16 protein-coding genes, 1 tRNA gene and 1 pseudogene are annotated in these 23,883 nt (G+C 68.2%); 10 read left to right on the forward strand and 8 right to left on the reverse strand.

Annotated elements, in window-relative coordinates; genetic code table 11:
- Positions 1–108 precede the first annotated feature (108 nt).
- The 5 genes from L1088_RS03695 to L1088_RS03720 all read left to right on the forward strand — a co-directional run bounded on the left by L1088_RS03695 (position 109) and on the right by L1088_RS03720 (position 4,339).
- Positions 109–185, forward strand: a tRNA-Pro gene (locus L1088_RS03695).
- Positions 186–224: 39 nt separating this feature from the next.
- Positions 225–1,715: a PhoU domain-containing protein gene (locus L1088_RS12410; RefSeq protein ID WP_326490748.1), complete on the forward strand. Its 1,491-nt coding sequence runs from the start codon at positions 225–227 to the stop codon at positions 1,713–1,715.
- Positions 1,716–1,725: 10 nt separating this feature from the next.
- A complete protein-coding gene (locus L1088_RS03710; protein WP_234553776.1) occupies positions 1,726–2,241 on the forward strand; it encodes an RsmD family RNA methyltransferase in 516 nt (171 codons plus the stop codon).
- Positions 2,242–2,727 carry a pantetheine-phosphate adenylyltransferase gene (gene coaD, locus L1088_RS03715; RefSeq protein WP_234553777.1) on the forward strand — a complete coding sequence of 162 codons (486 nt, stop codon included), beginning with the start codon at positions 2,242–2,244 and terminating at the stop codon, positions 2,725–2,727. It abuts the gene before it with no gap.
- A 19-nt stretch (positions 2,728–2,746) separates the two neighbouring features.
- Complete coding sequence (locus L1088_RS03720; protein ID WP_234553778.1) at positions 2,747–4,339, forward strand: aldehyde dehydrogenase family protein; 1,593 nt, start codon at positions 2,747–2,749, stop codon at positions 4,337–4,339.
- A 51-nt stretch (positions 4,340–4,390) separates the two neighbouring features.
- On the opposite strand, the gene aroH is transcribed toward L1088_RS03720, so the two are convergent.
- Entirely contained in the window at positions 4,391–4,759 is a 369-nt protein-coding gene (gene aroH / locus L1088_RS03725; protein ID WP_038046608.1) for a chorismate mutase, read from the reverse strand.
- A 59-nt stretch (positions 4,760–4,818) separates the two neighbouring features.
- On the opposite strand from aroH, the gene L1088_RS03730 reads away from it, so the two are divergent.
- Entirely contained in the window at positions 4,819–5,481 is a 663-nt protein-coding gene (locus L1088_RS03730; protein WP_234553779.1) for a PIG-L deacetylase family protein, read from the forward strand.
- On the opposite strand, the gene L1088_RS03735 is transcribed toward L1088_RS03730, so the two are convergent.
- The 7 genes and pseudogenes from L1088_RS03735 to L1088_RS03765 all read right to left on the reverse strand — a co-directional run.
- The gene (locus L1088_RS03735) at positions 5,369–6,745 is read right to left on the reverse strand and encodes a chloride channel protein (RefSeq protein ID WP_234553780.1); all 1,377 of its coding nucleotides are present in this window, start codon (positions 6,743–6,745) and stop codon (positions 5,369–5,371) included. The two genes, L1088_RS03730 and L1088_RS03735, sit on opposite strands and share 113 nt — an antisense overlap.
- On the reverse strand, positions 6,745–7,854 hold the full coding sequence (locus L1088_RS03740; RefSeq protein WP_234553781.1) for an amidohydrolase family protein: 1,110 nt from the start codon (positions 7,852–7,854) through the stop codon (positions 6,745–6,747). The genes L1088_RS03735 and L1088_RS03740 overlap by 1 nt, the downstream gene beginning before the upstream one ends.
- Positions 7,835–8,617 (reverse strand): GNAT family N-acetyltransferase, encoded by a 783-nt coding sequence (locus tag L1088_RS03745; protein WP_234553782.1) that lies wholly within the window; start codon positions 8,615–8,617, stop codon positions 7,835–7,837. Before L1088_RS03745 ends, L1088_RS03740 begins: the two co-directional genes overlap by 20 nt.
- A complete protein-coding gene (gene menC, locus L1088_RS03750; RefSeq protein WP_234553783.1) occupies positions 8,590–9,699 on the reverse strand; it encodes an o-succinylbenzoate synthase in 1,110 nt (369 codons plus the stop codon). Before menC ends, L1088_RS03745 begins: the two co-directional genes overlap by 28 nt.
- Complete coding sequence (gene serS, locus L1088_RS03755) at positions 9,690–10,958, reverse strand: serine--tRNA ligase (RefSeq protein ID WP_234553784.1); 1,269 nt, start codon at positions 10,956–10,958, stop codon at positions 9,690–9,692. The genes menC and serS overlap by 10 nt, the downstream gene beginning before the upstream one ends.
- 2 nt (positions 10,959–10,960) lie before the next feature.
- Positions 10,961–11,230, reverse strand: coding sequence for an Asp-tRNA(Asn)/Glu-tRNA(Gln) amidotransferase subunit GatC (gene gatC, locus L1088_RS03760; protein WP_185747577.1), 270 nt, complete (start codon positions 11,228–11,230; stop codon positions 10,961–10,963).
- A gap of 82 nt (positions 11,231–11,312) precedes the next feature.
- A pseudogene (locus L1088_RS03765) lies at positions 11,313–12,044 on the reverse strand (DUF554 domain-containing protein); the annotation flags it as partial.
- 191 nt (positions 12,045–12,235) lie between these two features.
- Between L1088_RS03765 and L1088_RS03770 the strand changes: the two are divergent.
- From L1088_RS03770 to L1088_RS03785, 4 genes are all read left to right on the forward strand, one after another.
- A complete protein-coding gene (locus L1088_RS03770; protein ID WP_234553786.1) occupies positions 12,236–12,724 on the forward strand; it encodes a hypothetical protein in 489 nt (162 codons plus the stop codon).
- A gap of 14 nt (positions 12,725–12,738) precedes the next feature.
- Positions 12,739–15,369, forward strand: coding sequence for a hypothetical protein (locus L1088_RS03775; RefSeq protein WP_234553787.1), 2,631 nt, complete (start codon positions 12,739–12,741; stop codon positions 15,367–15,369).
- Positions 15,370–15,552: 183 nt separating this feature from the next.
- Positions 15,553–18,153: a hypothetical protein gene (locus tag L1088_RS03780; protein ID WP_234553788.1), complete on the forward strand. Its 2,601-nt coding sequence runs from the start codon at positions 15,553–15,555 to the stop codon at positions 18,151–18,153.
- Complete coding sequence (locus L1088_RS03785) at positions 18,150–23,555, forward strand: hypothetical protein (RefSeq protein WP_234553789.1); 5,406 nt, start codon at positions 18,150–18,152, stop codon at positions 23,553–23,555. The genes L1088_RS03780 and L1088_RS03785 overlap by 4 nt, the downstream gene beginning before the upstream one ends.
- Positions 23,556–23,883 lie beyond the last annotated feature (328 nt).

The following is a 23,883-nucleotide window of genomic DNA, read 5'->3' on the forward strand; positions in this document are numbered from 1 at the left end:
GCTATTTCCTGTTCCCCCTCATCCCCAGGAGGCAAGGGATGTCCGAACTTAGAGGGAGAGCTCAGCCTTTGACCTTTTGCCCCTTCTCCCCTATACTGAGCTCCGCTACGGGGAGTAGCGCAGCCCGGTAGCGCACCTCGTTCGGGACGAGGGGGTCGCTGGTTCAAATCCAGTCTCCCCGACCAGAAGGCCGGCCTTGGGGCCGGCTTTCGTATACTTCGGGGGTGGGCTTCCTGGCCGGGCTCGCCCTGCTCCTTCTGGGGCTTCAGCTGATCTCTGAAGGGCTGGCCTCCTTGAAGGGGAGGCGCCACCTCCTGGGCCGGGCTTTAGGGCGGCCCTGGAACCTCCTGGGGGCGGGTGTTCTGCTGGGCCTTCTTTCCGGGAGCGGCACGGGCTTTTCCCTTTTGGCCCTGGGTCTTCTGGAGGGGGGTGTTTTGCCGCTAGGCCATGCAGCCCTCCTGGCCCTTTCGGCCACCGCCGGGGCCACCCTTTGGGTGGGGGTGGTGGCCCTGGCCCAAGGGGGGTTGGCAGAGCTCCTCCTGGTCCTGGGCTTGCCCTTCTTCCTGGTGAGGGGTACCCGTAGCCTCGGCGTTTTCCTCTTCGGGCTCGGCCTGCTTTTTTCTGGCTTCCTGGAGATGGGACGAGGGGCCCAGGGGCTATCCTCCCTCCTGACACTCCTGCACCTGCCCAGCGGCGTTTGGTACCTGGTGGGCCTCCTGCTGGCCTTTGTCTTGGGCACGGCCAACGGCGTGGCCGCCTTGGCCCTGGCCCTGTTGCCGGTGCTGGGTCTTTCGGGGAGCATGGCTTTGGCCCTGGGGGCGGGGGTGGGCACCTCGGGGGCCCTTTTTTGGGCGGCCCTGGCGGGAAGGCCGGAGGCGGTGGGTCTGGGAGTGGTCCTTTTGCTGCACCGGCTGGTTTTCTCCTTGCCCTTTCTGCTCCTTTTGCCCAGCCTAGAAGGGCTTGGGGTGGTGGGGCTCCACCTGGCTAGCCACCTGGTCTACGCCCTGGTCTTCGTGTTTCTAGGGGGGCGGTACGAGGTCCTGGCGGCGCGTCTTTTCCCCAAGCGCACGGTTAGCCCCAAGTACCTGTCCCGGGAGGCCCTGGAAACCCCCAGCCTGGCCCACGCCTTGGTGCAGCGGGAGCTGGGCCGGGTGGCGGACGCGGTGCGGGACATGCTGGCCAAGGCGGTGCGCATCCTGAGCCAGGAGGAGGGGGGGGAGGCGGAACTCTCGGCTTTGGAGGACAAGGTGGATCGGCTTACCCGGGAGGTGGTCCTCTACACCGCCGAGCTTTCCACCCACTCCAAGGACGAGCGGGCGGTGCGCTTCTTCGTGGCGGCCAGCGAGCTTGAGCACCTGGGGGACCTGGTGCGGCGGGTGGTGCGGCAGGCGGAGAAGCTTTGGTCCCAGGGGCTCACCTTTAGCCCAGAGGGGAAGGAGGACCTTTTGGAGGCGGCGAGGATGGTCCTTGGCCGACTGGAACGCATGGCGGCGGCCTTGGCCATCGGGGACAAGGGTCTAGCCCGGGAGGTGCTGGCCGATGGGGAGCGCATTGCCCAGTTTCTGGACCGCCTGCGCCGGGCTCACCTCCTGCGCCTCGAGGGCGGCCGCCCGGAGAGCCGGGCCACCACCTTGGCCCACCTTGACCTCCTCATCACCCTGGAGGAGCTTTTCGCCGGGGTGGAGAGGCTTTGCCGCCTGGTGCTGGAGCTTTAAGCTAAGGGGCGTGGTGAGGATCCTTGGTGGCAAGGCCAAGGGCGTGCTCCTAAAGGTGCCCGCCTCGGCCCGGCCCTCCCCGGTGCGCCTTAGGAAGGCTCTTTTTGACTACCTGCGCCTCCGCTACCCCAAGCGGGGCCGATTCCTGGACCTCTATGCGGGAAGCGGGGCGGTGGGCCTCGAGGCGGCCAGTGAGGGCTTTGAGGCCACCCTGGTGGAGAAGGACCAGGAAGCGGTGGCTCTTCTTAAGGAAAACCTCCGCCGCACGGGGCTAAGGGCCCGGATCGTGCCCCTTCCCGTGGAGGTCTTCCTCCCTGAGGCCAAGGCCCGGGGCGAACGCTACACGGTGGCCTTCATGGCTCCCCCCTACCCCATGGACCTGGTCCAAGCCTTCCAGGCCCTCTTGGAAAGCGGCCTGGTGGAGAAGGGGGGGCTTTACATCCTGCAGCACCCTAAGGACCTGCACCTGCCCTTCGGGGAGCGGCGGGTTTACGGGGAAAACGCCCTCACCCTGGTGGAGGCTTAGATGCACGTGGTCTATCCCGGAAGCTTTGATCCCCTTACCAACGGCCATTTGGACGTTATCCAGCGGGCAAGCCGCCTCTTTGGCCGGGTCACGGTGGCGGTGCTGGAAAACCCCAACAAGCGGGGGCAGTACCTCTTTACCGCCGAGGAGCGGCTCAACATCGTGCGGGAGGCCACTGCCCACCTGCCCAACGTGGAGGCCCGCACCTTTTCAGGCCTTCTGGTGGATTTCGTGAGGCAGGTGGGGGCCCAGGCCATCGTCAAGGGCCTGAGGGCGGTTTCCGACTACGAGTACGAGCTCCAGATGGCCCACCTGAACCGCCAGCTTTTGCCGGGTTTGGAAACCCTCTTCATCCTGGCCGCCACCCGGTACTCCTTTGTGTCCAGCACCATGGTCAAGGAGATCGCCCGCTACGGGGGGGATGTGTCCAAGCTGGTGCCCCCGGCTACCCTTAGGGCCCTCAAGGCCAAGTTCGGCCAGGGGTAAAATCCCCTTGGAGGTTGTCATGAAGGCTTTTTCCGGCAAGTACGGGAACACCTTGGAGTTTGGTCACCTCATCGGGGGGGAGGAGGTCTTTGAAGGGAGGGTCCTGGAGAGGTGGAATCCCTCGGACCTCGAGGACCTGGTGGCCCGTTTCCCCGAGGGCACCAAGGAAACCTTGAGGAAAGCCGCCCTAAAGGCGCGGGAGGCCTTCAAGGAGTGGAGCGAGACCCCGGCTCCCGTGCGGGGGCAGGTGCTTTTTAACCTGGCCAAGATCCTGGAACGGGAGAAGCCCACCCTGACCCGCCTCATGGTCAGGGAGGTGGGGAAGACCTTCAAGGAGGCGGGCGGGGACGTGCAGGAGGCCATCGACACCGCCATCTTCTTCGCCTCCGAGGGGCGCAGGCTCTACGGCCAGACCGTTCCCAGCGAGATGCGGGACAAGGAGCTCTTCACCTTCCGCCGCCCCCTGGGCGTGGTGGGCATGATCACCGCCGGGAACTTCCCCATCGCCGTGCCCAGCTGGAAGTTGATCCCGGCGGTGCTGGCCGGGAACACCGTGGTCTGGAAGCCCTCCGACGACTCCCCCACCCTCTCCTATCTCTTCGTCAAGCTCTTTGAGGAGGCGGGCCTGCCCCCCGGGGTTATCAACGTGGTCTTCGGCGGGGGAAAGGACTCCACGGGCCAGTGGCTGGTGGAGCTCATGGACGAGGGCCTCCTCAACAAGTTCGCCTTCACCGGGAGCACCAAGGTGGGGCGCTGGATCGGGGAGGTGGCGGGCAGAAACCTCATAAGGCCCACCCTGGAGCTGGGGGGCAAAAACCCCCTGGTGGTCATGCGGGACGCGGACTTGGACCTGGCGGTGGAGGGGGCTTGGTGGAGCGCCTTCGCCACAGGGGGGCAACGGTGCACCTCTGCGGGCAACATCATCGTGGACGCCCCCATTTACGAGGAGTTCAAACGGCGCTTCCTGGAGAAGACGGAGGCCACGGTGGTGGGGAACCCCCTCCTCCACCCGGAGGTCACCTACGGCCCCTTCCTCAACGAGAGGCTGTTCCAGAGGTGGCAGGAGCACTACGCCTGGGGGGAGGAGGACGGGGCCACCCTGCTCTTCGGCCAGGGGCGCATCACCCGGGAAAACCCCTACCCGCACTTCCTCGGGGACCCAGAGGCCGGGCTTTACGGCTGGCCCACGGTCTGGGAGGCCAGGCCCGGCATGCGCCAGTTTAAGGAGGAGATCTTCGGCCCCACCATCAACCTGGTGAAGGTGGACGGCATTGAGGAGGCCATAGAGGTGGCCAACAGCACCCCTTACGGGCTTTCCAGCGCCATCTACACCAATCACCGCCACTGGGCCTACCTCTTCAAGGTAGGCATCCGGGCGGGGATGACCAGCATCAACAACACCACGGTGGGGGCCGAGGCTCACCTGCCCTTCGGCGGGGTGAAGGCCAGCGGCAACGGGGCCCGGGAGTCGGGCATTTGGGTTATAGAGGAATACACCTACTGGCACGCGGTGAACGAGGAATATTCGGGGAAGCTCCAACTGGCCCAGATGGACACCGGCTACGTGAGTCCCAAGGCCCCTACGCCCTGGGCCGAGGTCCTAGGTTTCTAGGTCCTGGACACGCCCAAACCCCCGCCCCGGCACCTTGGGGGCGGGGTGGCCTTACTGCGCGCTTTCCAAGTCGGGCCTTAGGCGCACCGCCTCCCGCAGGTAGACGTGCTTCACCGCTTCCTGGGGGACGTCCGCGTTCCATAGGGCCAGCACCCGGATCACCCGGGGCAGGCTCCCCGGGACCGGCACCTCCCGGGCGGAGAGGAGGGGTACCCGGTGCATGCCGATCTGGCGGGCGGCTTCGGCGGGGAAGGCGGAGGTCAGGTCCTCGGTGACGGTGAAGATGATAGCGGCTAGCTCCTCGTGGCTTCGGATGCCGTTCATCTCCAGCATCTTCAGCAGGAGTTCCCGGGTGGCCCCATGTATGGCCTCGGGCGTGTCTTCCTCCACGGTGATGGCGCCCCTGATCCCCCTGACCATAGTTAGGCCCCATGGTACGGGGTTTTGCGGGGGAGGGCAAGCCGGGTAGACTCCTTCCCATGAAGGTCTTGGCCGTCTTCGCCCACCCGGACGATGAGATCGGTGCTGCCGGTACCTTGGCCCTCCACGCTCGGCGGGGGGACCGGGTGATGTTGGTTTGGATGACGCGGGGGGAACTGGCCAGCCAGTTCGGGGAGATGCCAGAGCCGGAGGTGGCGCAGGTGCGGGAGGAGCACGGGGCGCACGTGGCACGCCTACTGGGGGCTGAGTACCGCTTTCTCCCCTTTCGGGATGCTTTGCTCACTGGGGGGCGGGAGGAAGCCCTGGCCTTGGCTCGGTTGATGGCCGAGTTTCGGCCGGATGCGGTGATCACCTGGGATCCCCTGGACGTCCACCCTGACCACCGGGCCACGCACGAGGCGGTTCTTTCCGCCTTGAAGTTCTGCCGCATACCCAAACTGGTGGGGGAGGCCCACCGGGCACCGGTGCGCCTCTACCACTACCCCAGGAAGGACCTGGCCCGGCCCTGGGTGTACGTGGACACCACCGCCACCCAGGAGGTGGCCGAGGCCGTCTTCGCCTTCTATCGGGACTTCTACCGCTGGCCCGTCAGCCTGGAGGAGTTTCGCGCTCGCCGGAGGCTTCTGGGCCGGGAGGCAGGGGTCCCTTTTGCGGAGGCGTTTCAGACGGATTCGCCTCCGGCTTGGCCCCATCTTCCCTAAGGCCTTCCTCGGGATCGTGGGCGGGGGTGAGGACGTAGGCCAGGAGGACGGCGGGGAGGACCAGGGGCAAGGTGGCGTACCCGCCCCATTCCGCGGCCAGCACGGCGGCGGCGAAGGGGGCCCGGGCCACTCCCGCCAGCAGGGCGGCTCCCCCCGCCAGGGCCAGGGCCTCGGGGGGGAGGGCGAAGGGACCGGGGAGGTGCGCCAGGAGGGCTCCCAAAAGACCTCCGAGGGCAAGGGCCGGGGTGAAGGGCCCTCCGTAGGCCCGTACGCCGCTGGCCAGGACCACCAGCAAGAGTTTGGCGCCCAGGAGGTAAAAGGTGGCCATGGTGGGCAGGAGGGGGGTGGTGGCCACCGCCACCCAGCCCAGGCCGTTGCCCAAGGCTTCGGGGAGGAAGAGGAGGGCGAGGGCTAGGGCAAGCCCCATGAGGCCGTGGCGCCAGGGGAAGGCCAGGGGGCGGAGGCGCGCTTCCAGGAGGCGGGCGCCTTCCATCCAGAGGGTGGCTAAGCCCGCGGCCAGGAGGCCCGCCACCGCCCCTGCGGGCAGGGCCTCGAGGCCCACCTGCACGGCGAAGGGCAGGAGGGGGGTGTACCCGTACCAGGCCCCGTAGACGGCGAAACCCGCCAAGGCGCCGATGAGGGCTGGGGTGAGGGCCCGGGCCTCGAGGAGGAGGCTCCGGTAGAGGATTTCCGTGGCCAGAAGGGCCCCGGCCACCGGAGCGTGCAGGCTCGCCCCTAGGCCTGCGGCCAGGCCGGCGAAGGCCAGTCCACCGCCCAGCCGGGGAAAGCGCCGGTCCAAGGTGCTTCCCAGCCAGAGTCCCAGCACGCCGAAGGGACCTTCCCGGCCCATGGGGGAGTAGAGGGCAAGCTGGAGTACCCCGCCCACCACCGCCCGGGGGTGGGCCAGGCGGGGGGCGGGCCGGCCCTCGCGGGCATAGCGGAGGAGGGCGGAGAGCCCCTGCCCGGTCCCCAAGAAGCTGGTGAGGCCAAAGAGCAAGGGGAGGAGGAAGGCCAGGGGCCAAAGGACAGGCCCGGTGAAGGCCTGGGCCAGCCCCCCTTCCCCGGGGGGCTGGGGGGCCAGGTAGCCGAAAAAGAGACCCGCAAGCTCACTAAGCCAGCGGAGGAGGGCGTTGAGCAGGGCTACCAGCAGCCCCGCCAGGGCTCCCGTGAAGGCGCTGTAGAGGATGAGGGGGCCGGTCTGCCGCACCTCCTCGTCCCAGAGGGAGGAGAGATTGAGCTGGGGGCCGCGGCCCAAGGGGCGCATCAGAGGGAGTGTACCAGACTGGTGGGGCTTCCCCGGGTCAGGCGGGGGGTGGGGAGGCCCAAGGCCCGGTACCCTCCCCGGGTCAGGGCCCGCACCAGGAGCCTTGGGTCCGCCTTCCCCCAGAGGGAAAGGGCCTCGTTTTTCACGTCTAGGTCGGGGCTACTGGCCCGGGAGTCGGTGCCCAGGGCCACCTCCACCCCGTGGCGGGCGTAGAGGGCGAGGGGGGCTTCGCCCACCTCCAGCCCCGCGTTGGAGCGGGGGCAGAGGACCACCTTGGTGCCCGTTTCCGCCAAGAGCCTCGCTTCCTCCTCATCCACCTGCACCCCGTGCACCAAGGCGGTGCCGGGCCCCAGGACTCCTAGGGTGTGGAGGTAGCGCACGGGGGTGAGGCCCGGGGGCTCCCAGGGGGTCCGGCTGAAGCGGCGGTGGACCTCGGCCAAAGGGCCCTCCCCCCTTAGGAGAAAGGCCACCTCCTCGGGGCTTTCCCCCGCGTGGATCATGAGGGGAAGGCCCTCCGCCTGGGCGTACTGGGCCAGCTTGCGGAGAAGGGGGGCGCTCACGGAGTAGGGGGCGTGGGGGGCAAGGCCCACCCGCACCCGGCCCTCCTTCCGCCTCCAGGACTCCACTTTGGCCCGCACCTTCTGGAAGACCTCCTCCGCCGCCGAAGGGTCCGGGGCGAAGACCTCGTAGTAGGCCACCCCAGGGAGGGGGCTTTCCTCCAGGAGAAACGCCATTACCTCGTCATGGAACACGATGTCGGCGAAGGCCCCCACCCCGGAGGCCAGAAGCTCCACCAGGCCCTTCCGCGCCGCCTCCAGCCCTCTCTTTTCCCGGTGGGCCACCACGTGGGGGATAAAGCCGGAGAAGGGGCCTTGGTAGCGGGGGTGGAGGGAGAGGTCCAGGTGGGTGTGGGCGTTCACCGGGGGAGGGAAGAGGGCTTTGCCCTTAGGCACCACCTCCGCCTCGGGGAAGCGGCGCTTCAGCTCCTCCAAGGGGCCTTGGCCCACCACGTGCTTTCCCTGGACGGCGATGGCCCCTTGGAGCATGGGGGTGCCGAAGCCGGTGTAGACCACCTCCGCGGTCCAGAGCTCAGTCTTTAACCAGAACATAGCGGTTGGGCCCCCGCGCGAAGTCCAGCGCCCGGTAGCCCTGGGCGAAGTAGTGGCCCAGGACCCGGCGGCTATGCTCCCGCCACCTCAGGGCGAGGGTGGGGTCTTCCCGGAGGATCCGCCCCCAGTCCTCGGGGATCTGGAAGAGGAGGCGGGGGGCCTCGAGGTCCAAGGAGGCTTCCACGGGCACCTCCCCTTCCACCCGGTTGACCTGGGGGAGGCCGTCCACCTGGGGCTCAGGGGGCGGGTCGTAGATGCGGGTGTAGACCCGCTCCGAGAGGAGCTCCCACTCCGCCAGGAGCCGGTCCGACGGAGCCCCGGCGTTGATGCCCGTCATGGGACCGTAGTGGTCGGGAAGGTAGGTCTTGGCGGTGGCCCCCAGCTTCCTCAGGTTGAAGTTGGCGTTCACGCCCCGCAAGGGGTCAAAGGTCCAGACCACCTTGCGGATGCCCCGGGCCAGGCACCAGTCCCGCTGGAAGCGCTTGAGGAGGAGAGCTGCTTCCGTGCCCCGGTAGGCCTCGAGGACCCCCAGCATGTGGGAGTGTTGCAGGGTGGGGTCCCTTGTGGGGAAGCCGAAGACGAAGCCCACCATCCGCCCTTCCACGAAAGCCCCCGCCACCAGCCCCCCCTCGTCCTGGGCGGCGATGAGGAGCCCTCTGGGCACCAAGTCGCTCTCCGCACGGCCCCAGACCTGGCGCTGGAGCTCCACCACGGCCTCCATCTCCTCGGGGCCTTTTAGCTCGCGGACACGTACCTCTGCCATAGGGTGAGACGCTCCACCAAGGGCAGCTTCAGGTGCACCCCGATGCCGGGGCCTTCCGGCACGGGCATGAGGCCCTCCTCCGCCTCCAGGGCCTCCTCCACCAGGTCCTCTTCCCAGTAGCGGCTGGCCGAACTCACGTCCCCGGGCTTGGTGAAGCCGGGCAGGGTGGTCAGGTGCAGGTTGTGGGCCCTTCCCACCCCCGTCTCCAGCATCCCTCCCATCCAGAGGGGGATGCCGGCGCTTTGGGCCAGGGCGTGGACCTGGAGGCTTTCCCCGTGGCCCCCAAGCCGGGCCGGCTTGATGTTGAAGACCCGCCCTGCTCCAAGCTCAATGGCCTTCCTCGCCTTCTCCGCCGAGGTGAGGCTCTCGTCCAGGCAGATGGGGGTGGCCAGCTCCCGCGCGAGCTTGGCGTGGTCCAGGAGGTCGTCGTAGCCCAGGGGTTGTTCGATGTAGTCCAGGAAAAGCTCGTCCAGGCGCTTAAGCCGGGGGAAGTCGGCGAGGCGGTAGGCGCTGTTGGCGTCGGCGGTGAGGGTGGCCTCGGGGAAGGCCTGGCGCACCGCCTTCAGCACCACGTAGTCCCAGCCGGGCCGGATCTTGAGCTTGATGCGCCGGTACCCCTGGGCCAGGTGCCGCTCCACCGCCTTCAGCGTGTCGGCCACCGTGGGCTGGATGCCCAGGGAGACCCCCACCTCCACCCGGGTGCGCACCCCGCCCAGGACCTGCCACAAGGGCTTCCCTAAACCCTTAGCCCAGAGGTCCCAGAAGGCCATTTCCAGCACCGCCTTGGCCATGGGGTTGCCCCGGAAGGGCGCCAGGGTCTGCCGGAGGCCCTCGGGGTTCGCGAGGTCCTTCCCCAGCACCTGGGGCAGGAAAACCTCCTCCAGGAGGTAGCGGGCGCCCATCACCGTTTCCTCCCGGTAGAGGGGGAGCCTTTCCATCACCCCTTCCCCCAGGCCTTCCAGCCCCTCCCCGAAGAGCCGAAGGAGGAGGATGGTCCTCTTGGTCTGCACCCCGAAGCTGGTTTCAAAGCGGAACTTCAGGGAAAGCTCCAGGATGCGAAGCTCAGCCGCTTCTATCCGCAAGGCTCCAGCACCTCCTTCCCCACGTAGGGTACCAGGGCCTCGGGCACCCGCACCCGCCCATCGGGGAGCTGGTGGTTTTCCAGGAGCATCACCAGGATGCGGGGGGTGGCCAAGGCGGTGTTGTTCAGGGTGTAGGCGTACTGCACCTTCCCCTCAGGGTCGCGGTAGCGGAGATCCGCCCGCCGGGCCTGCCAGTCCAGAAGGGCCGAGCAGGAGTGGGTCTCCCGGTAGCGCCCTTCTGAGGGCACAAAGACCTCGAGGTCCACCTGCCGCCACTTGCCCGGGCCCATGTCCCCGGTGGAGACCTCCAGGAGGCGGTAGGGGAGTTCCAGAAGCCTCAGGATCTCCTCGGCGTTGGTCAAAAGCTCCTGGAAGGCTTGGTCCGAGGCCTCGAGGCGGGCCTCGGTGAGCACATACTGCTCCACCTTGTGGAACTGGTGCACCCGCATGAGGCCCCGCACATCCTTGCCGAAGCTCCCCGCCTCCGAGCGGAAGGCGGGAGCGTAGCCCGCGTAGCGCTTGGGAAGCTCCTCATACCGCAGGATCTCCCCAGAATGGAGGGCGTTCAGGACCACCTCTGCGGTGCCCGTGAGGTAGAGGTCCGTGCCCGCAATGGGCCAGACCTGGTCCCGGGCCGCGGGGAAGTGGCCGGTGCCGATGAAGGCCTTTTCCCGGGCGTAGGAGGGGAGGGTGAGGGGGGTAAAGCCCTTCTTGACCATGAAGTCCATGGCGAAGCGGAGGAGGGCCAGCTCGTAAAGGGCTAGGTCGCACCTCAGGGCGTAGGTGCGGCTTCCCGAAACCTGGCTCACCCTTGGCTCCCACCAGCCGTTTTTCTCCAGCAGACTCACGTGGTCCAGGGGGGGGAAGGAGAACTCCGGCGGGGTGCCCACCCGCTTGATCTCCACGTTGGCCGAGTCGTCGGGCCCCACCGGGGCCCCCGGCCAGGGGGGGAGGGGCACCTGCAGGAGAAGCTCCCAAAGCTTGGCTTCCTTTTCCCGCAAGGCCTCTTCCAACCCCTTGGCCTCCTCGGCCAGGGCCTTCCCCCGGGCCACCAAAAGGGGCCTTTCCTCCGGCGGGGCCTTGGGCACCTGTTTGGCGATCTGGTTGCGCTCGGTTTGGACCTCCTGTAGCTGCTTCTTCAGTCCCTGCACCTCCTCATCCAAGGCTAGGACTTCGTCCAGGTCCAGCCGCACCCCCTTGAGGCGGATGGCCTCCCGAAAAACCTCGGGCTCCTGGCGGATGCGCTTTAGGTCCACCATGGCTACTCCAGCACCTTGGGCACGCGGAAGAAGCCCTCTTCCTTCTCTGGGGCCACGGAGAGGGCCTCCTCTTGGGACAAGGAGGGCTTGGGCTCGTCTTCCCGAAGACGGCCTGGCGTTTCCCCCTCTCTTTCCTCCTCTACCCGGGGCAGGGCGTCCACGAACTCCAGGATGCGCTTAAGATCGTCAAGCAGGAGGGTTTCCTCCTCGGGGGAGAGGCGCAACTTCGCCAGACCCTCCAGCTTGCGCAGTAGCTCGGGGGTAAGCTCCATGCCGGCCATTCTACGGCCTAAAGCCCCTATGGGGCGACCCTCTCCCGCCCGGATGCCCGCTAAGTACCCCGTCGGGGCNCAGGTCTGCCAGCCACCACACCAGGGGGGCGAGGAGAAGGGCGGGCAAAAAGGAGGCCACCCGCACCCGGGTGAGCCCTAGGAGGTTGATACCCACGCCCAGCACCATGAGTCCCCCCACCCCCGTGACCAAGAGCACCCGGGGGTCGGTGGCGGGGTCGGGCAGGGCCTGGCTCAAGGTGCCGGCCAGGAGGGCCACGCCCCCTTGGTAAAGCAGGATGACCAGAACGCTAAAGCCCACCCCCACCCCAAAGGAGCTGGTGAGGGCCATGGCGGATAGGCCGTCTAAGGTGGCCTTGAGGAGGAGAAGGCTGGGGTCGCCCGTGAGGCCGTTTTGGATGGACCCCAAAAGGGTCATGGGGCCCACGCAGAAGAGGAGGCTGGCCGCCACGAAGCCCTCGGTGAAGCTACCCCCGCCCCTAACCGCCCGCTTGATCCTTTCCCCCAAGCCCTCCAAGCCCTCCTCCACCCGCCACCATTCCCCCAAAATCCCTCCCAAGACCAAGGCGATGAGGCCCAGGACCACCCCGTCTATGGCTCCGCCCTTGGCTTTCCCCAACGCGTTGGCCATGGAGAGCCCGATGAAGAGGGTGGTGAGCCCCACCCCCTGAACCATGATGCGGGCCATCCTCTCGGGAAGCCGGCCCCTCAGGGCCAGGCCAAGGCCCGTGCCCAGGGCTACCGTGAGGGCGTTCGCCAGGGTGCCAGAGAGCCTTTCCAGGAGGGTGAGCTCCATGCGGGCATTTTAGTCTTTCCCTAAAGGGGTTTGAAGGTTCATAAGCTTGTGGATATCCTCCCGAAGGAAGAGGTTGGTGCCCTTTTTAAGCCTTGAGAATTTGAGAAAGAGAACTCTTATACTTATTAGCCGAAAGTTGCTTTCACACCCTTTTCACAGGGTGCCCTAACGCTAGCAGGTAGGAGGTGGGTATGCGCAAAACGTGGTGGGTGTTGGCCTTCTTTGCCCTGGCCTTGGCCCTGGCCCAAGCCCTGAGCTTGGACCTGAGGCCCTACTTGGTTAAGGCGGTGGAGGGCAAGGAGGTTTACGAGGAAAACCCTTTGGCCGTGAAGCCGGGGGACGTGTTGGAGTGGCGCCTGGCGGCGGAGAACCGCTCCCAGGGCACACTCCGCCAGGTGGCTTTGGTGATCCCCATCCCCAAGGAGACCTACTACCTGGAGGGAAGCGCCAAGGCCCTCGCCTTGAACGGGTCCACCATCCGCCCGGAGTTCAGCTTTGATGGGGGGAAGACCTTTGGCTTCCCGCCCCTGAAGAAGCGGGTCCGGGTGGTGGAAAATGGGAAGGAGGTGGAAAAGGAAGTAGAGGTTAAGCCCGAGGAGTACACGCACGCAAGGTGGGTCATCCCCGAGATGGCCAAGGGAGCTAGGGTACAGGTATCCTTGCGCACGGTAGTGAGGTAAGGAGGGAGAAAGGCATGAAGATCGTTCAAAAAGCGCTTCTTTTAATCCTGGCGCTGGCGGTGGGGCTGGCCCTGGCGGCGGGTACACCCGCGGGCACGGCCATCACCAACCAGGCCAGCGCTAGCTACATCGACTCGGCAGGCCAGCCCAGGACGACCCAATCCAACCTGGTCACCACCATTGTCCAGCAGGTTTACAACTTCACCATCACGCCAGACGGCACCGAGAGCGCTCCGGGCCAAATCCGCAACGCCCTTCCCGGGGGCCAGGTGCTCTTCAACTACGTTGTGACCAACACCGGGAATGGTACGGATACCATCAACCTCACCACGGTCCAGGGTACCAGCGACAACTTTGACTTGTTGAACCCCAAGATTTACCTGGACGCCAACTGCAACGGCAACGTGGACGCGGGCGAGGCGCAGGTGACCAGCGTGACCCTCGCCGCCGACCAGTCCGTCTGCGTGGTGGTGGCGGCCCAGATCCCCACCACGGCCATGAACGGCCAGTACGGCAACCTGAACCTGGTGGGCACCTCGGCTGGTAATAACAGCGTCACCGATAACAACAACTGGGCCCGGGCTGTGGCCACCACCGCCGCCGCCCTCACCGGCTTCAAGGCGGCTTCCCCTTCGGGCACCGTCCAGCCTGGCGACACCATCACCTACACCATCTCCGGTTCCAACACGGGCGGTAGCCCCGCTTACGGTATCCCCGTCACCGTGGACGGCAACCCCAAGACGGGCATCTTGATTGAAGACGTCATCCCCAATGGCCTCACGGTGACCACCATGCCCACGGGTTCCGCGGGTGCGGGCACGGTGCGCTTCGTTTACCACAACGGTTCCGCTTGGCAAACCCTCACCTCCGGCATGCTTCCCATCACCGGCGATGGAACCAAGAAGATCGGCATGCTGATTGAGGGCACCGGCGCCTTCTTCCCGCAAGGGGCCCAGTACACCTTCAGCTTCCGGGCTCAGGTGCCCAGCAACGCTTCTGCTGGAGACAGCTACGCCAACACCGCCGTGGTCCGCTTTGACGCCAACGGCGATGGCGACGCCGATGACCCTGGGGAGACGGTAACCACCAACACCACCACCAACACCGTGGCTGCCACGTACCAGCCGGTGGTGGGCTACCCGGGCACCGTGACCCTGGGCAACGAAACCCAGGTTGTTGCCACCGCCTACGCGGGCCAGACGGTGAGCTTCACCAACGTGGTGCGCAACGACGGGAACGCCCCCGATAGCTTTAACCTCTCCTTGCAGAACTCTACCTTCCCCACGGGCACGGTCTGCGCCATCTACGCTTCCGACGGGACGACGCCCCTTTCTGGGCCCGTTGGGCCTCTCGCGCCTGGGGCCACCCAGAACGTGGTGGTGAAGTGCCAGCTGCCGGCGAGCTACTTTGAAAGCCCTGCTGACGGGAACACCACCACCTACCAGGTGGAGCTCTGGGCCACCAGCGTGAACGACCCCAGCAAGTCCGACCTCACCACGAACCAGGTGGTGGACATCCTGCCTGGGTACGCCGTGGATTTGGCGGCCAGGGGCTTTGCGGGTGACAACGATCCCAACAACGACAACCCGCCCATGCAGGCCGCCAACCCGGGCCAGACGGTGTACTTCCCCCTGGAGGTCTATAACGCTGGCCAGAACCCCGACGTCTACAACCTCACCGCTACCTTGCCCATGGGCTGGAGCGTGGTCTTCTACCCGGACGACGACTGCGACGGCACCCCGGACGGAGCCCCCATCACCAGCACCGCTCTCTTGAACCCCGGTCAGAAGCAGTGCTTCGTGGCCGCGGTGAGCGTGCCCGCGGGGGCGGCGCCTGGGGCTAACCCTGTGAGCTTCACCGCCACCAGCACCACGCTGGGCAGCGTGAGCGACACCGTGAGCACCACCGTCAACGTGAACACCGTGGCCCAGGTGCTCCTGGACCCCGACCGCTTCGGCACGGTGACGAGCCCCGGCACCATCACCTACACCCACACCCTCATCAACAACTCCAACGCTCCCGCCTACTGCGATATCTCCGGCAGCGGTGGCGCCTACAGCTGGACCTACCAGTACTCCACCGACGGGACCAACTGGTACGGTGGCTTGGCGGATGTTTACGTGGCTCCCAATGGCGGCACCGCCACCATCTACGTGCGGGTCCAGGTGCCTGGTGGTGAGCCGGTGGGCCGTACCGATGTGAACACCGTCACGGCGAACTGCGTGGTTAACGGCGTTCCCGCCACCGACACCGCCACCGAGACCACCACCATCGTGGGCGGTGAGCTCCGGCTGGAGAAGTCGGTGGACAAGAGCACCGCTTACCCGGGCGATACCCTCACCTACACCATCACCGCCGAGAACATCGGCACCGGGGACCTCACCAAGGTGATCGTCTCCGACCCCATCCCCGCCCACACCACCTTCGTGAGCGTTTCCGCCACCATCTCCGGCTTCCCCGCTGGCGCCACAGTGCTCTACTCCACGGACGGCACCACTTGGAGCCCCACGGCGCCCAGCTCGGTGCCCACGGGCGGCGTGGTCTACGTGGCCGTGGACACGGATGGGGACAACACCATCACCGACGCCGACGTCATGCCCCCCGCGGCCAAGATCACCATCACCTTGAGGGTGCGGGTGCAGTAGGCCCTTGACCCCCCCCCCCCCGCGNCAAAAACGAAGAGCGGGATTTTAGAGGCACTTTTCACAGGACGTTCACGGGGAGGAGGGAGGATGAAGGCGATGGGACCAAGGGGTGAAACTAAAGGGAAGGGCCTTGGGAGGATTTTCGGAGCTTGCCTTGTTTTCCTCCTTGCCCTCGCCTTCGCCATGACCCCCGCGGGGACGGTGATCCGCAACCAGGCGGTGGCCTGGGTGGGGGAGGAGCGCTACCTTTCCAACCCCACGGAAACGGTGGTGCGCCCCCTCTGTGTCCCCTCCCTCTCCCCGGATGGAACCCCGGCGGCTCCCGGCCAGGAGGCCCGGGTGAGCCCTGGGGGATACGCTTACCTGTCCTACGTGCTCACCAACGGGGGCAACGACCGCTTCACCTTCCGCCTCAGCTACGCTTTGGGCCCCCGGGACTTCGCACCAGAAGGGGTGCTTTTCTACCCGGACGCCGATGGCAACGGCCTTCCGGATGGCCCCAATCCCATCACCGAGGCCACCTTGGGAATGGGGGAAAGCCTTCGCCTCGTCTTGGCGGTGAGGGTTCCTACGGGCGCTGTGGGAAGCCTCCTGATCACCCCGGTAGCCACCTGCCCAGGAGGGGAGGAGGACCGGGAAAACTGGGCCCGCCTGGTGGCGGTGCGGGGGCCTGCCCTGAGCCTGGAGAAGCAGATGCCCCTCGAGGCCCTCCCCGGCCAGGAAGTCCCCGTGGTCCTGCGGGTGCGCAACCTGGGGGATGGAGAGGCCTTGGGCGTGGAGGTGCGGGACGAGCCCCTGCCCCTGCCCTTTGTGGCGGGGTCGGCGGCGGCCCCCAAGGGGCGGGTGGAGTATTTTGACGGCCTGGCCTGGCAGACCGCGGAGCCCCCGGTGGTCCGGGGGGTGCGCTTGGTGCTGGACCGCCTCCGGGTGGGGGAGGAGGCCCTCCTCACCTTCCGCCTTCGGGTTCCCCCGGGGACCCCGCCCCAGGCGGTGGCCAACCTGGCCCGGGCCGAGGGGCCTGGAGGTCCGGCGGAGGGGCGGGCGGTGGTGAGGGTTCTGCCCCTTTGGGAGCACCACCTGGGACCCCGCGGCAACCCGCGGGCCCTGCCGGGCGGGGAGGGCTCCGCGGATGACCGCCAGGAGGGGAGGGTCTTGGCGGGCCAGCCCTTCTGCTTCGCCCACACCCTGGAAAACGCCAGCACGGCGCGGGATGCCTTCACCCTGCGGGTGGAAGGTCTGCCGGAGGGGGTGGGCTACCACCTCTTGGACCTGGGGGGTGCGCCCCTGGCCCTGCCCCTGCTCCTGGACCCAGGGGAGAGGCGGGACTTCCAGGTGTGCTACCTGGCCCCCCGCGCCCTTTCCTTCACCGCCAAGGTGGTGGCGGTCTCCGCGGCCACGGGGAGGGAGAACGCCACCTGGAATGCCTTGCTTGTGGAGCCCCAGGGAGCGCTTGCTCTGGTGAAGGAGGCGGATCCCCCGCCCGGCACCACCTTGCGGCCTGGGGATGAGGTCACCTACACCCTGCGGCTCCAGAACGCCTTTGCCCCCCTCAGCCAGGCGGTGGTGGAGGACGCCCTCTCCCCCCACGTGGAGTTTGTGGCGGCTTCCCACGGGGGCACGTACGACGCCGCGGGGCACCGGGTGGTCTGGACCCTGGACCCCTTGCCCGAAGGGGAAACCCTGCTCACCCTTAGGGTGCGGGTCCGTAGGGATGCGCCCGACGGCGCCGTGGTGGAGAACGCCTTCCTCCTGCGTTCCCCAATGACGCCTAACCCCATCCTTTCCAACCCCGTGCGGCATCCCGTCTTCGGGACGAGCCTCCTCCTCAAAAAGGAGGTCCAGCCCAAGACGGCCCGGGTGGGCGACCTCCTCACCTACCGCCTCATCCTCAAGAACCCCTCCTCGGTGCCCCTCACCGTGCGCCTCACCGACACCCCGCCCCCCGGTACCCGCTACGAGGCGGGGACGGCGCGGCTGGGGTGCTCCGAGCCCAGGACTACCGCCGAGCCGAGGGTGGAGGAGGGGCGGCTCATCTGGGAAGGCTTAGCGCTTCCCGGTAAGGGAGAAATCTGCCTGGAGTACAAGCTCCGGCTCCTCCCCGGGGCCCCGGAGGAGCTGGTGAACGTGGCGGAGGCCCTAGGGGAGTCAGCTAGCGGTGCGGTCACCGCCAGCGGAAAGGCCCAGGCCCTGGCCCGGCGGGACCCCACCCCCTTCGCCCTGGGCGGGGTTCTCCTGGGCCGGGTTTTCCTGGACATGGACGGGGATGGCCGGTTTGGCCCCGGGGACATTCCCCTGCCCGGGGCCCGGGTGCTCCTGGCCAACGGGGTCCAGGTCCTCACGGATGCCAGCGGGCGCTACGCCTTCCGGGACCTCGAGGGCCTCCACCAGGTGATGCTGGACCCCGCCTCCGCCCCCTTCCCCCCCAGGGCCCTGCCCGAGGACCTGGGGGAGGGGTACCGGAAGCGGGTTTTGGTCCAGGGGGCCACGGTGGTGGACTTCCCCCTGAAGCCGCCCAAGGGCTTTGTGAGGGTCTTGCGGAGCACCACCTTGCGCATGGGGCCTTTTGCGGTGGAAAAGCGGCTATTGGAGGTGGAAGGGAAGCTCATGGTGGAGCTTCGCCTGCGGAGCGCCGAGGAGCTTCCCGACCTCACCTTGACCGATCCCCTGCCTGAAGGTGGGGAGAAGGTCTTCCGGTACGAGGCCCTTTCAGGCGAGGAGGTGTTGGTGTACGAGGTCTCCCGTGCGGTCTTGACCGACCCCCAGGTGCGCTGGAGGTATCCATGAGGCGGTGGTTCCCTTGGTTGCTGGCGTTCTTCTCCCTGGCCATGGCCCAGGTGGAGCTCAGGGCCACGGTGGTGGGGACGGGGCTGGAGTGGGAGGTGGACCGCCTCGAGGTCTGGCTCCTGCCCCAGGCCCCATTGGGAAGGATCGCCCTTTACTCCCCCGGCTTTGACCCTGGCGACTACCGCAGGGCCCTTTTGGGGGAGGAGGAGCTGGGCGATGAGCGCTACGACCGCGGCCAGGGGGAGCTTAGGGCGGTGTACGAGCTCTACCAGGGGACCACGCTTCTTAGGCGCCTGGAGGTGGGCGTGGAGCCCCACCGCTGGGTGGAGCTGTTCCAGGGACCCTTGGAGGCGGGATCGGTGTACCGCCTGGTGGCCCGCTTTGAGGGGCTCGGGAAGAACGCCTTTGTGCTCCGGGCGGAAGGGTTTGCCGCGCAGCTGGATCCCAAGGCTTACGTCCTGGACCTCCGGCCATCGGCCCCTGGCCTTACCCTTCGGCAGCTCCCGGGGGAGAGGGGGCAGTTCGTGGAGGCCTTGGCCCTGGAGGTGCCTCCTGCCTTGGTGCCCTTCTCCGTGCGCTTTTACGACGAGGACGGGCCTGCGGAGCTGGCCTCCCGGGTGGTGCTCCCAGACGGCCGCGTGGAGGAGCGGGAGGTGTCGGGGGACAGGGCCTGGGCCGAGTACCGCATCCTCCTTCCCGGCCTGACCCGCTTCCTCTTCACCCAGCCCCCCACGGCCACCCAGTATTCCAACACCATCGCCTTCCAGGCGGGGGGGTGCTTGGCGGTGGAGGGCGGGGTGTTTAGGGCGGTGCCCCCTGGGCCTAGGGTGGTGCGGGTGGTGGACCCCGAGGGAAGGCCCTTGGACCTTCGGGCGGTGGTGACCCCGGAGGGCCTGGCCCGCCTGGACCTGCCGCAGGGCTACCGGCTTCTGGAGGTGCGCACCCAAGGGGCGGCGGTGGCCCAAGGGGAGATGGTCCGCTTCGGATGCCCAGGGGGCGAGGCCACCTACGTGGTGGCGGTCCCCGAGGCGGCCTTGCGGGTGCGGGTGCTCCTGGACCTGCCCTCGGGGGAGCGGCCTGGGGAGGGGGTTTTCCGCTACGGCCAGGAGGCGGTGCGGGTGGTGGGGGAAAGGCGGCTCTCCCTCAGGCCCGGGGTCTACCCCCTGCGCCTGGAGGCCGAGGGGGCGGAGGTCCAGGGCCCTAGCGAGGTGCGTTTGGCCCCTGGGGAGGAAGGCGAAGTGGTCTACCGCCTGCGCCCCCAGGTGGACCTGACCCTGAGCCCGGCCACCCAGCGCCACCCCGAGGGGGAGGTGGCCCGCCTGGTGCTCCGGGCCACCACCCCCTACCCCGGGCTTCTGCCTGCAGAGCTTTCCCTGGAGCTTCCCCCGGAGCTTGAGCCCTTGGGCGCCTCCCGCCTCACCGGGGCCCTGGCCAAGGACCGCCCCCTGGAGCTTCCCCTGGAGCTGAAGGGCCCCGCTGGGAGCTACCAGGTGAGGGGCTCCCTGGCCCCTTACGGCCAAAGCCGCGTGGCCGAGGTGGTCTTCTACCGCATGGCCACCTTCACCCTGAAGAAGGAGGCCCTTACGCCCAAGGTGGAGCGGGGCGCGGAGGCCCGCTTCCGCCTCACGGTGGTCAACGAGGGGGATGAGGCCGGGAGGGTGCGGCTGAGGGACCCTGGGGGGGTGGGCCTCGAGGGCCCCGGCCTGGACCAGGAGGTGTTCCTGGAGGCCCGTCAGGGCAAGAGCTACGAGGTGGCCTTCAAGGTGGCGGGTACGGGGGTTTTGGTGAACCGGGCCGAGCTCCTCGGGCCCGAGGGGGTCTTGGCCCGGGCGGAGGCGGCGGTGGAGGTGCTTCTGCCCAAGCCCCACCTGGCCCGGGAGGTGCCCTTCCGGCGCTACCTGCCGGGCGAGACGGTGGTCCACCGCCTGGTGGTGCGCAACCAGGGGGAGGCTCCTTTGCGCTACACCCTGGAAGACCGCTGCCCCGACTTCCTGGAGCCCCAGGAGGCCCGCTTTACGGGCACCCTGGCCCCGGGGGAGGAGCGGGTGCACACCTACCAGGCCCGGGTGCGCTTCGGCCCCGAGGCGGAGGGGATCTGCCAAGCCACCTTGCGCCACGAGGAGGGAAGCCTGCAGGCGGATGTCACCCTGGCCCGGGTGCTCCTGGCCCTGGCCAAGGAAGCCCTGCCTCCCCGGATCCTGGAAGGAGGCGAGGCCACCTTCCTCCTCACGGTGAAGAACCCCGCCGACCACCCGGTGCGGGTGCGCCTGCTGGACACGCCTCCAAGGGGTTTGGAGCAGGAGGCCCTGGATTGGGAAGGGGAGCTGGAGGCGGGGGAGGCCCGCACCTTCTCCCTGACGGCCAAGAACGTGCCTGCGGGCGTGCACCAGAACCGGGCCAGCGCCTTCGTGGGGGAGACCCCCGCCGCCTTCCCCGCAGAGGCGGCCCTGGCCGCCCTGCCCCTTCTGGTGCCCGAGCGGGTTTCGGAGGTGCGCCTGCCCTTTGGCGTGGAGGGAAGCGGGGAAGGGCTCCTCTTGGCCTTCACCCTTCCCAAGGGGGCGGAGTACGTGCCGGGGAGCGCCCGGATCCTCCTGGAGGGCCAGGCCCTGCCCTTGGAGGATCCCTTGCTCTACGGGGAGAGGCTCTACTGGCGCCTTCCCTTCTACCCCGCGGGCGAGGTGCGCTTCACCCTGCGCCACCAGGAGGCCCTGCCCCCCCTGGCGTCCCCGGGCCTCACCCTCCTGGCGGGGGGCCGGGAGGTGCCCCTCCAGGGCGAGGCCAGGCTTTCCGAGTACCGGCAGGCCAAGCCCTTGGCGGCGGAGCGTAAGGGGGTGATCCGCGAGCCCAAAGACGGCCAGGTTTTCCGCGACCGGGACGCCATCACCGTGGTCCTCGAGGCCCCTCTTGGCCCCCTGACCCTGAGGGTGAACGGGAAAGAGGTGGGCCAGGACCGCTTGGGCAAGGCGGAGCTGGACCAGGGCCGGGGCTGGCAGCGGCTGGAATACTACGGCGTGCCCCTTCAGGTGGGGCGGAACGTGCTGGAGGTGGAGGGGGTAGCCCAGGACCGCCTCGAGGTCTTCCGCACGGGCAACCCCACCCGCCTGCGCCTAAGCCTCCTGGAGGCCAAGGCGGATGGACGCACCCCCATCCGGGTGTTGGTGGAGGCTTTGGACGAGAACGGGCTTCCCTCCGGGTTCGGGCCCGTCACCGTGGAGACCGATCTGGAGCCCCTCAACCCGGACGCCTTCTTGGAGATTTCCGGCTACCAAATCCTCCTGAAGGACGGGCGGGCCGAGCTTCTCCTAAGGCCCCTGGTGGCCCCGCGGGAGTTCCAGGTGCGGGCGGCCTTCAACCGCCTGGAAGGCCAGGCCCGCTTCTTCGCCGGGGAGCGCAGGGAAGGGCTTGCCCTGGCCCAGGGGAGCGTGGGCGTTTCCCTGCGGGACCTCGCTTCCGGGCTCAGCCTGGAGAACCTCCGGCTCTTCGGCCTGGCCCGGGCCTACGCGGAGGGGCCCTTCCTGGGCGGCCAGGGCCAGGTGGCCCTGGACACCGCCGGGGGGCTTTCCGCCAAGCTCGGCCAGGAGCGCTTCCCCGTCACCGGGGCCGCGGGCGAGCCCCAGCGCCCCCTCACCTCCGACGACCCCATCGCCTTCCGCTACGACCAGCCCGAGCTTTCCCTCAGCTACCAGCGGGGGCCCCTGGGGGCGGGCCTGCCCGAGGCCACCGCCTTGCGGCTTTCCACCCGGGGCGATGCCCGGCTGGAGGCCTTCTTGGCCCTCCTCCCCCGCGACCGGGTGCGGGAGGTGATCCGGCCTGACGGCACCTCCTTCTACCGCCTCGCCCAGCCTGCCAAGCCGGGCTCCCTCACCCTCACCCTGGTGGAAGGGGCCAGGGAAACCCGCCTACAGGAGGGGCGGGACTACGTCCTGGACGCTTTGGGGAACCTGCAGCTTTCCCGCCCCCTCTTCCCCACCACCCCTGACCTTGCCCCCGTGTACCTGGTGGCGGAGTACGCCCCGCAAAACGCCCCCCGCGACCTCCTGGCCTACGGGGCAGGGGCGGTGTACGAACGGGAGGGCTGGCGCTTTGGCCTCTCCGCCGCCTACTTGGGCGAGTGGCGCTACGGGGCCGAGGTGGGCTTCCAGGAGGCGGGAAACCGCTTGGCCCTGAGGGGCACCTACGGGGGCGGCCGCTTTGGCCTGGCCTTTGGGGCCGACGCCCGGCTCGGGGCCTTCCGGCTCCGGGGCGATCTCCGCTCGGAGGACCTGGCCCAAGGGGTGATGGGGCTCCAGGGCCAGGCCCGCCTGGCCTACGAGGAAGGCCCCCTGGGGGTGGCCCTGGAGCAGTCCACCCCCGCCCAAACCGCCCTCCTCCTGGAGTACCGCCCCACGCCCTTCACCCTGGGGGCGGGCCTGGGCTACCTCTGGAACGAGGGGGCGTTCGCCCTCCTGGGCCGGGTGGGGTACGAGGAAGGGGGCGCCAAGGCCCTCCTCACCCACACCCAGGCCTTCGGCTTGGCCAAGGCCATCAGCCGCCTGGACGCCGCCTGGCCCCTGGACCCCAACCTGGCCCTCGAGGCGGGCCTGGCCTACTCCTGGGGTGAGGGCTTCTCCGGCACCTTGGGCCTGAGGCAGAGGCTCTTGGGGGCCAACCTGGCCCTCTCCTACGAGCTCCCCACCGCAAGCGGCCAGGGCAACCGCGCCCGCTTCGGGGTGCAGGCCCCCTTGCCCCTCACGGACCGCTGGAGCCTGGACCTCTCCGCCGGGGCCGAGCGCTCCTTTGCCACCGGGGAGGGCCTCACCTCCTTGGGCTTCGCCCTCCGCTACAAGGAGGAGGCCCTCAGCGCCACCCTGGGGGCGGAGGCTTCCTTCGGCAAGGAGGCCAAGGTGGTCCTGAAGGGCGGGGCCGCGGGGAGCCTGGACGAGGAGAACACCCTCTCCACCGACTTCGCCTTCCAGGTCCTGCCCGAGCTCCGGGGCCGCTTCAGCGTGGCCTACGCCCTTTTCGCCCGGGAGTGGAACCTTCTCACCTACCACCGCCTCCTCTGGGAGGCCGAGCCTGTCCTGGAGGGCGAGGCCCTTCTCGCCTACCACCAGCCGGGCTTCCAGCTCCGCCCCGGTTTGGCCTACCGGGTGAAGCCCCAAGACCCTGTGGGGAACACATACCAGCTGGGCTTGGGCGGGAACCTGTACCTCACCGACCGCTTCGGGGTGGGCGGGGCCCTTTACTACCTCTTCCAGCCCGGCACCGGGGCGGACCGCCTGGTCTACAGCGTGGAGGGAAGCCTCCGCCTCCTCCGGGGGCCCGTGGACCTCTGGCTCAACCTGGGCTACGGCTTCGGCGAGAGCCTCCTCCAGCCCGAGGGGCTTTACCTGCGCTTGGACTTCTTTGGGGGTAGCCGATGAGGTTTCACAAGACTCCACCCTCCGGCAAGCCTCTCTTCTTGTCTTTCCCTTTGCGGAAAGGGAAGGCAGCCAAAAGAAGAGGGGTTGCAGTCTTCACCACGTGGTTGATGGGGCTTCTTGCCCTCCTCCTGGGGGTTGGGTTGAGGGGTATGGGGGCAGGGAGTGCTTCCTGCGCCTGTGGGGTGTGCGGCGGCGGGGTGTGCGGCTCCCCGTCCAGCCACCTGCTCCACCTTTCCTCTCTTTTCGCTTGGGCTTCCGCCCTTTGGACATCCCTCGTGCTGGGGGCACGGGCCTGGGTTGCCCGGTGGCGAGCCTCGCTTCCGCCCTT

Origin of the sequence: Thermus caliditerrae, from assembly GCF_021462525.1 — a bacterium.
Classification (GTDB): domain Bacteria; phylum Deinococcota; class Deinococci; order Deinococcales; family Thermaceae; genus Thermus; species Thermus caliditerrae.

Bases quoted from the DNA above. Each gene is read 5' to 3' on its own strand.
- L1088_RS03720 (WP_234553778.1), top strand. From the start codon at position 2,747: ATGAAGGCTTTTTCCGGCAAGTACGGGAACACCTTGGAGTTTGGTCAC.
- L1088_RS03775 (WP_234553787.1), top strand. From the start codon at position 12,739: ATGAAGATCGTTCAAAAAGCGCTTCTTTTAATCCTGGCGCTGGCGGTG.
- L1088_RS03740 (WP_234553781.1), bottom strand. From the start codon at position 7,854: ATGTTCTGGTTAAAGACTGAGCTCTGGACCGCGGAGGTGGTCTACACC.
- L1088_RS03780 (WP_234553788.1), top strand. From the start codon at position 15,553: ATGACCCCCGCGGGGACGGTGATCCGCAACCAGGCGGTGGCCTGGGTG.
- L1088_RS03745 (WP_234553782.1), bottom strand. From the start codon at position 8,617: ATGGCAGAGGTACGTGTCCGCGAGCTAAAAGGCCCCGAGGAGATGGAG.
- L1088_RS03785 (WP_234553789.1), top strand. From the start codon at position 18,150: ATGAGGCGGTGGTTCCCTTGGTTGCTGGCGTTCTTCTCCCTGGCCATG.
- L1088_RS03735 (WP_234553780.1), bottom strand. From the start codon at position 6,745: ATGCGCCCCTTGGGCCGCGGCCCCCAGCTCAATCTCTCCTCCCTCTGG.
- aroH (WP_038046608.1), bottom strand. From the start codon at position 4,759: ATGGTCAGGGGGATCAGGGGCGCCATCACCGTGGAGGAAGACACGCCC.
- L1088_RS03730 (WP_234553779.1), top strand. From the start codon at position 4,819: ATGAAGGTCTTGGCCGTCTTCGCCCACCCGGACGATGAGATCGGTGCT.
- serS (WP_234553784.1), bottom strand. From the start codon at position 10,958: ATGGTGGACCTAAAGCGCATCCGCCAGGAGCCCGAGGTTTTTCGGGAG.
- gatC (WP_185747577.1), bottom strand. From the start codon at position 11,230: ATGGAGCTTACCCCCGAGCTACTGCGCAAGCTGGAGGGTCTGGCGAAG.
- coaD (WP_234553777.1), top strand. From the start codon at position 2,242: ATGCACGTGGTCTATCCCGGAAGCTTTGATCCCCTTACCAACGGCCAT.
- L1088_RS03770 (WP_234553786.1), top strand. From the start codon at position 12,236: ATGCGCAAAACGTGGTGGGTGTTGGCCTTCTTTGCCCTGGCCTTGGCC.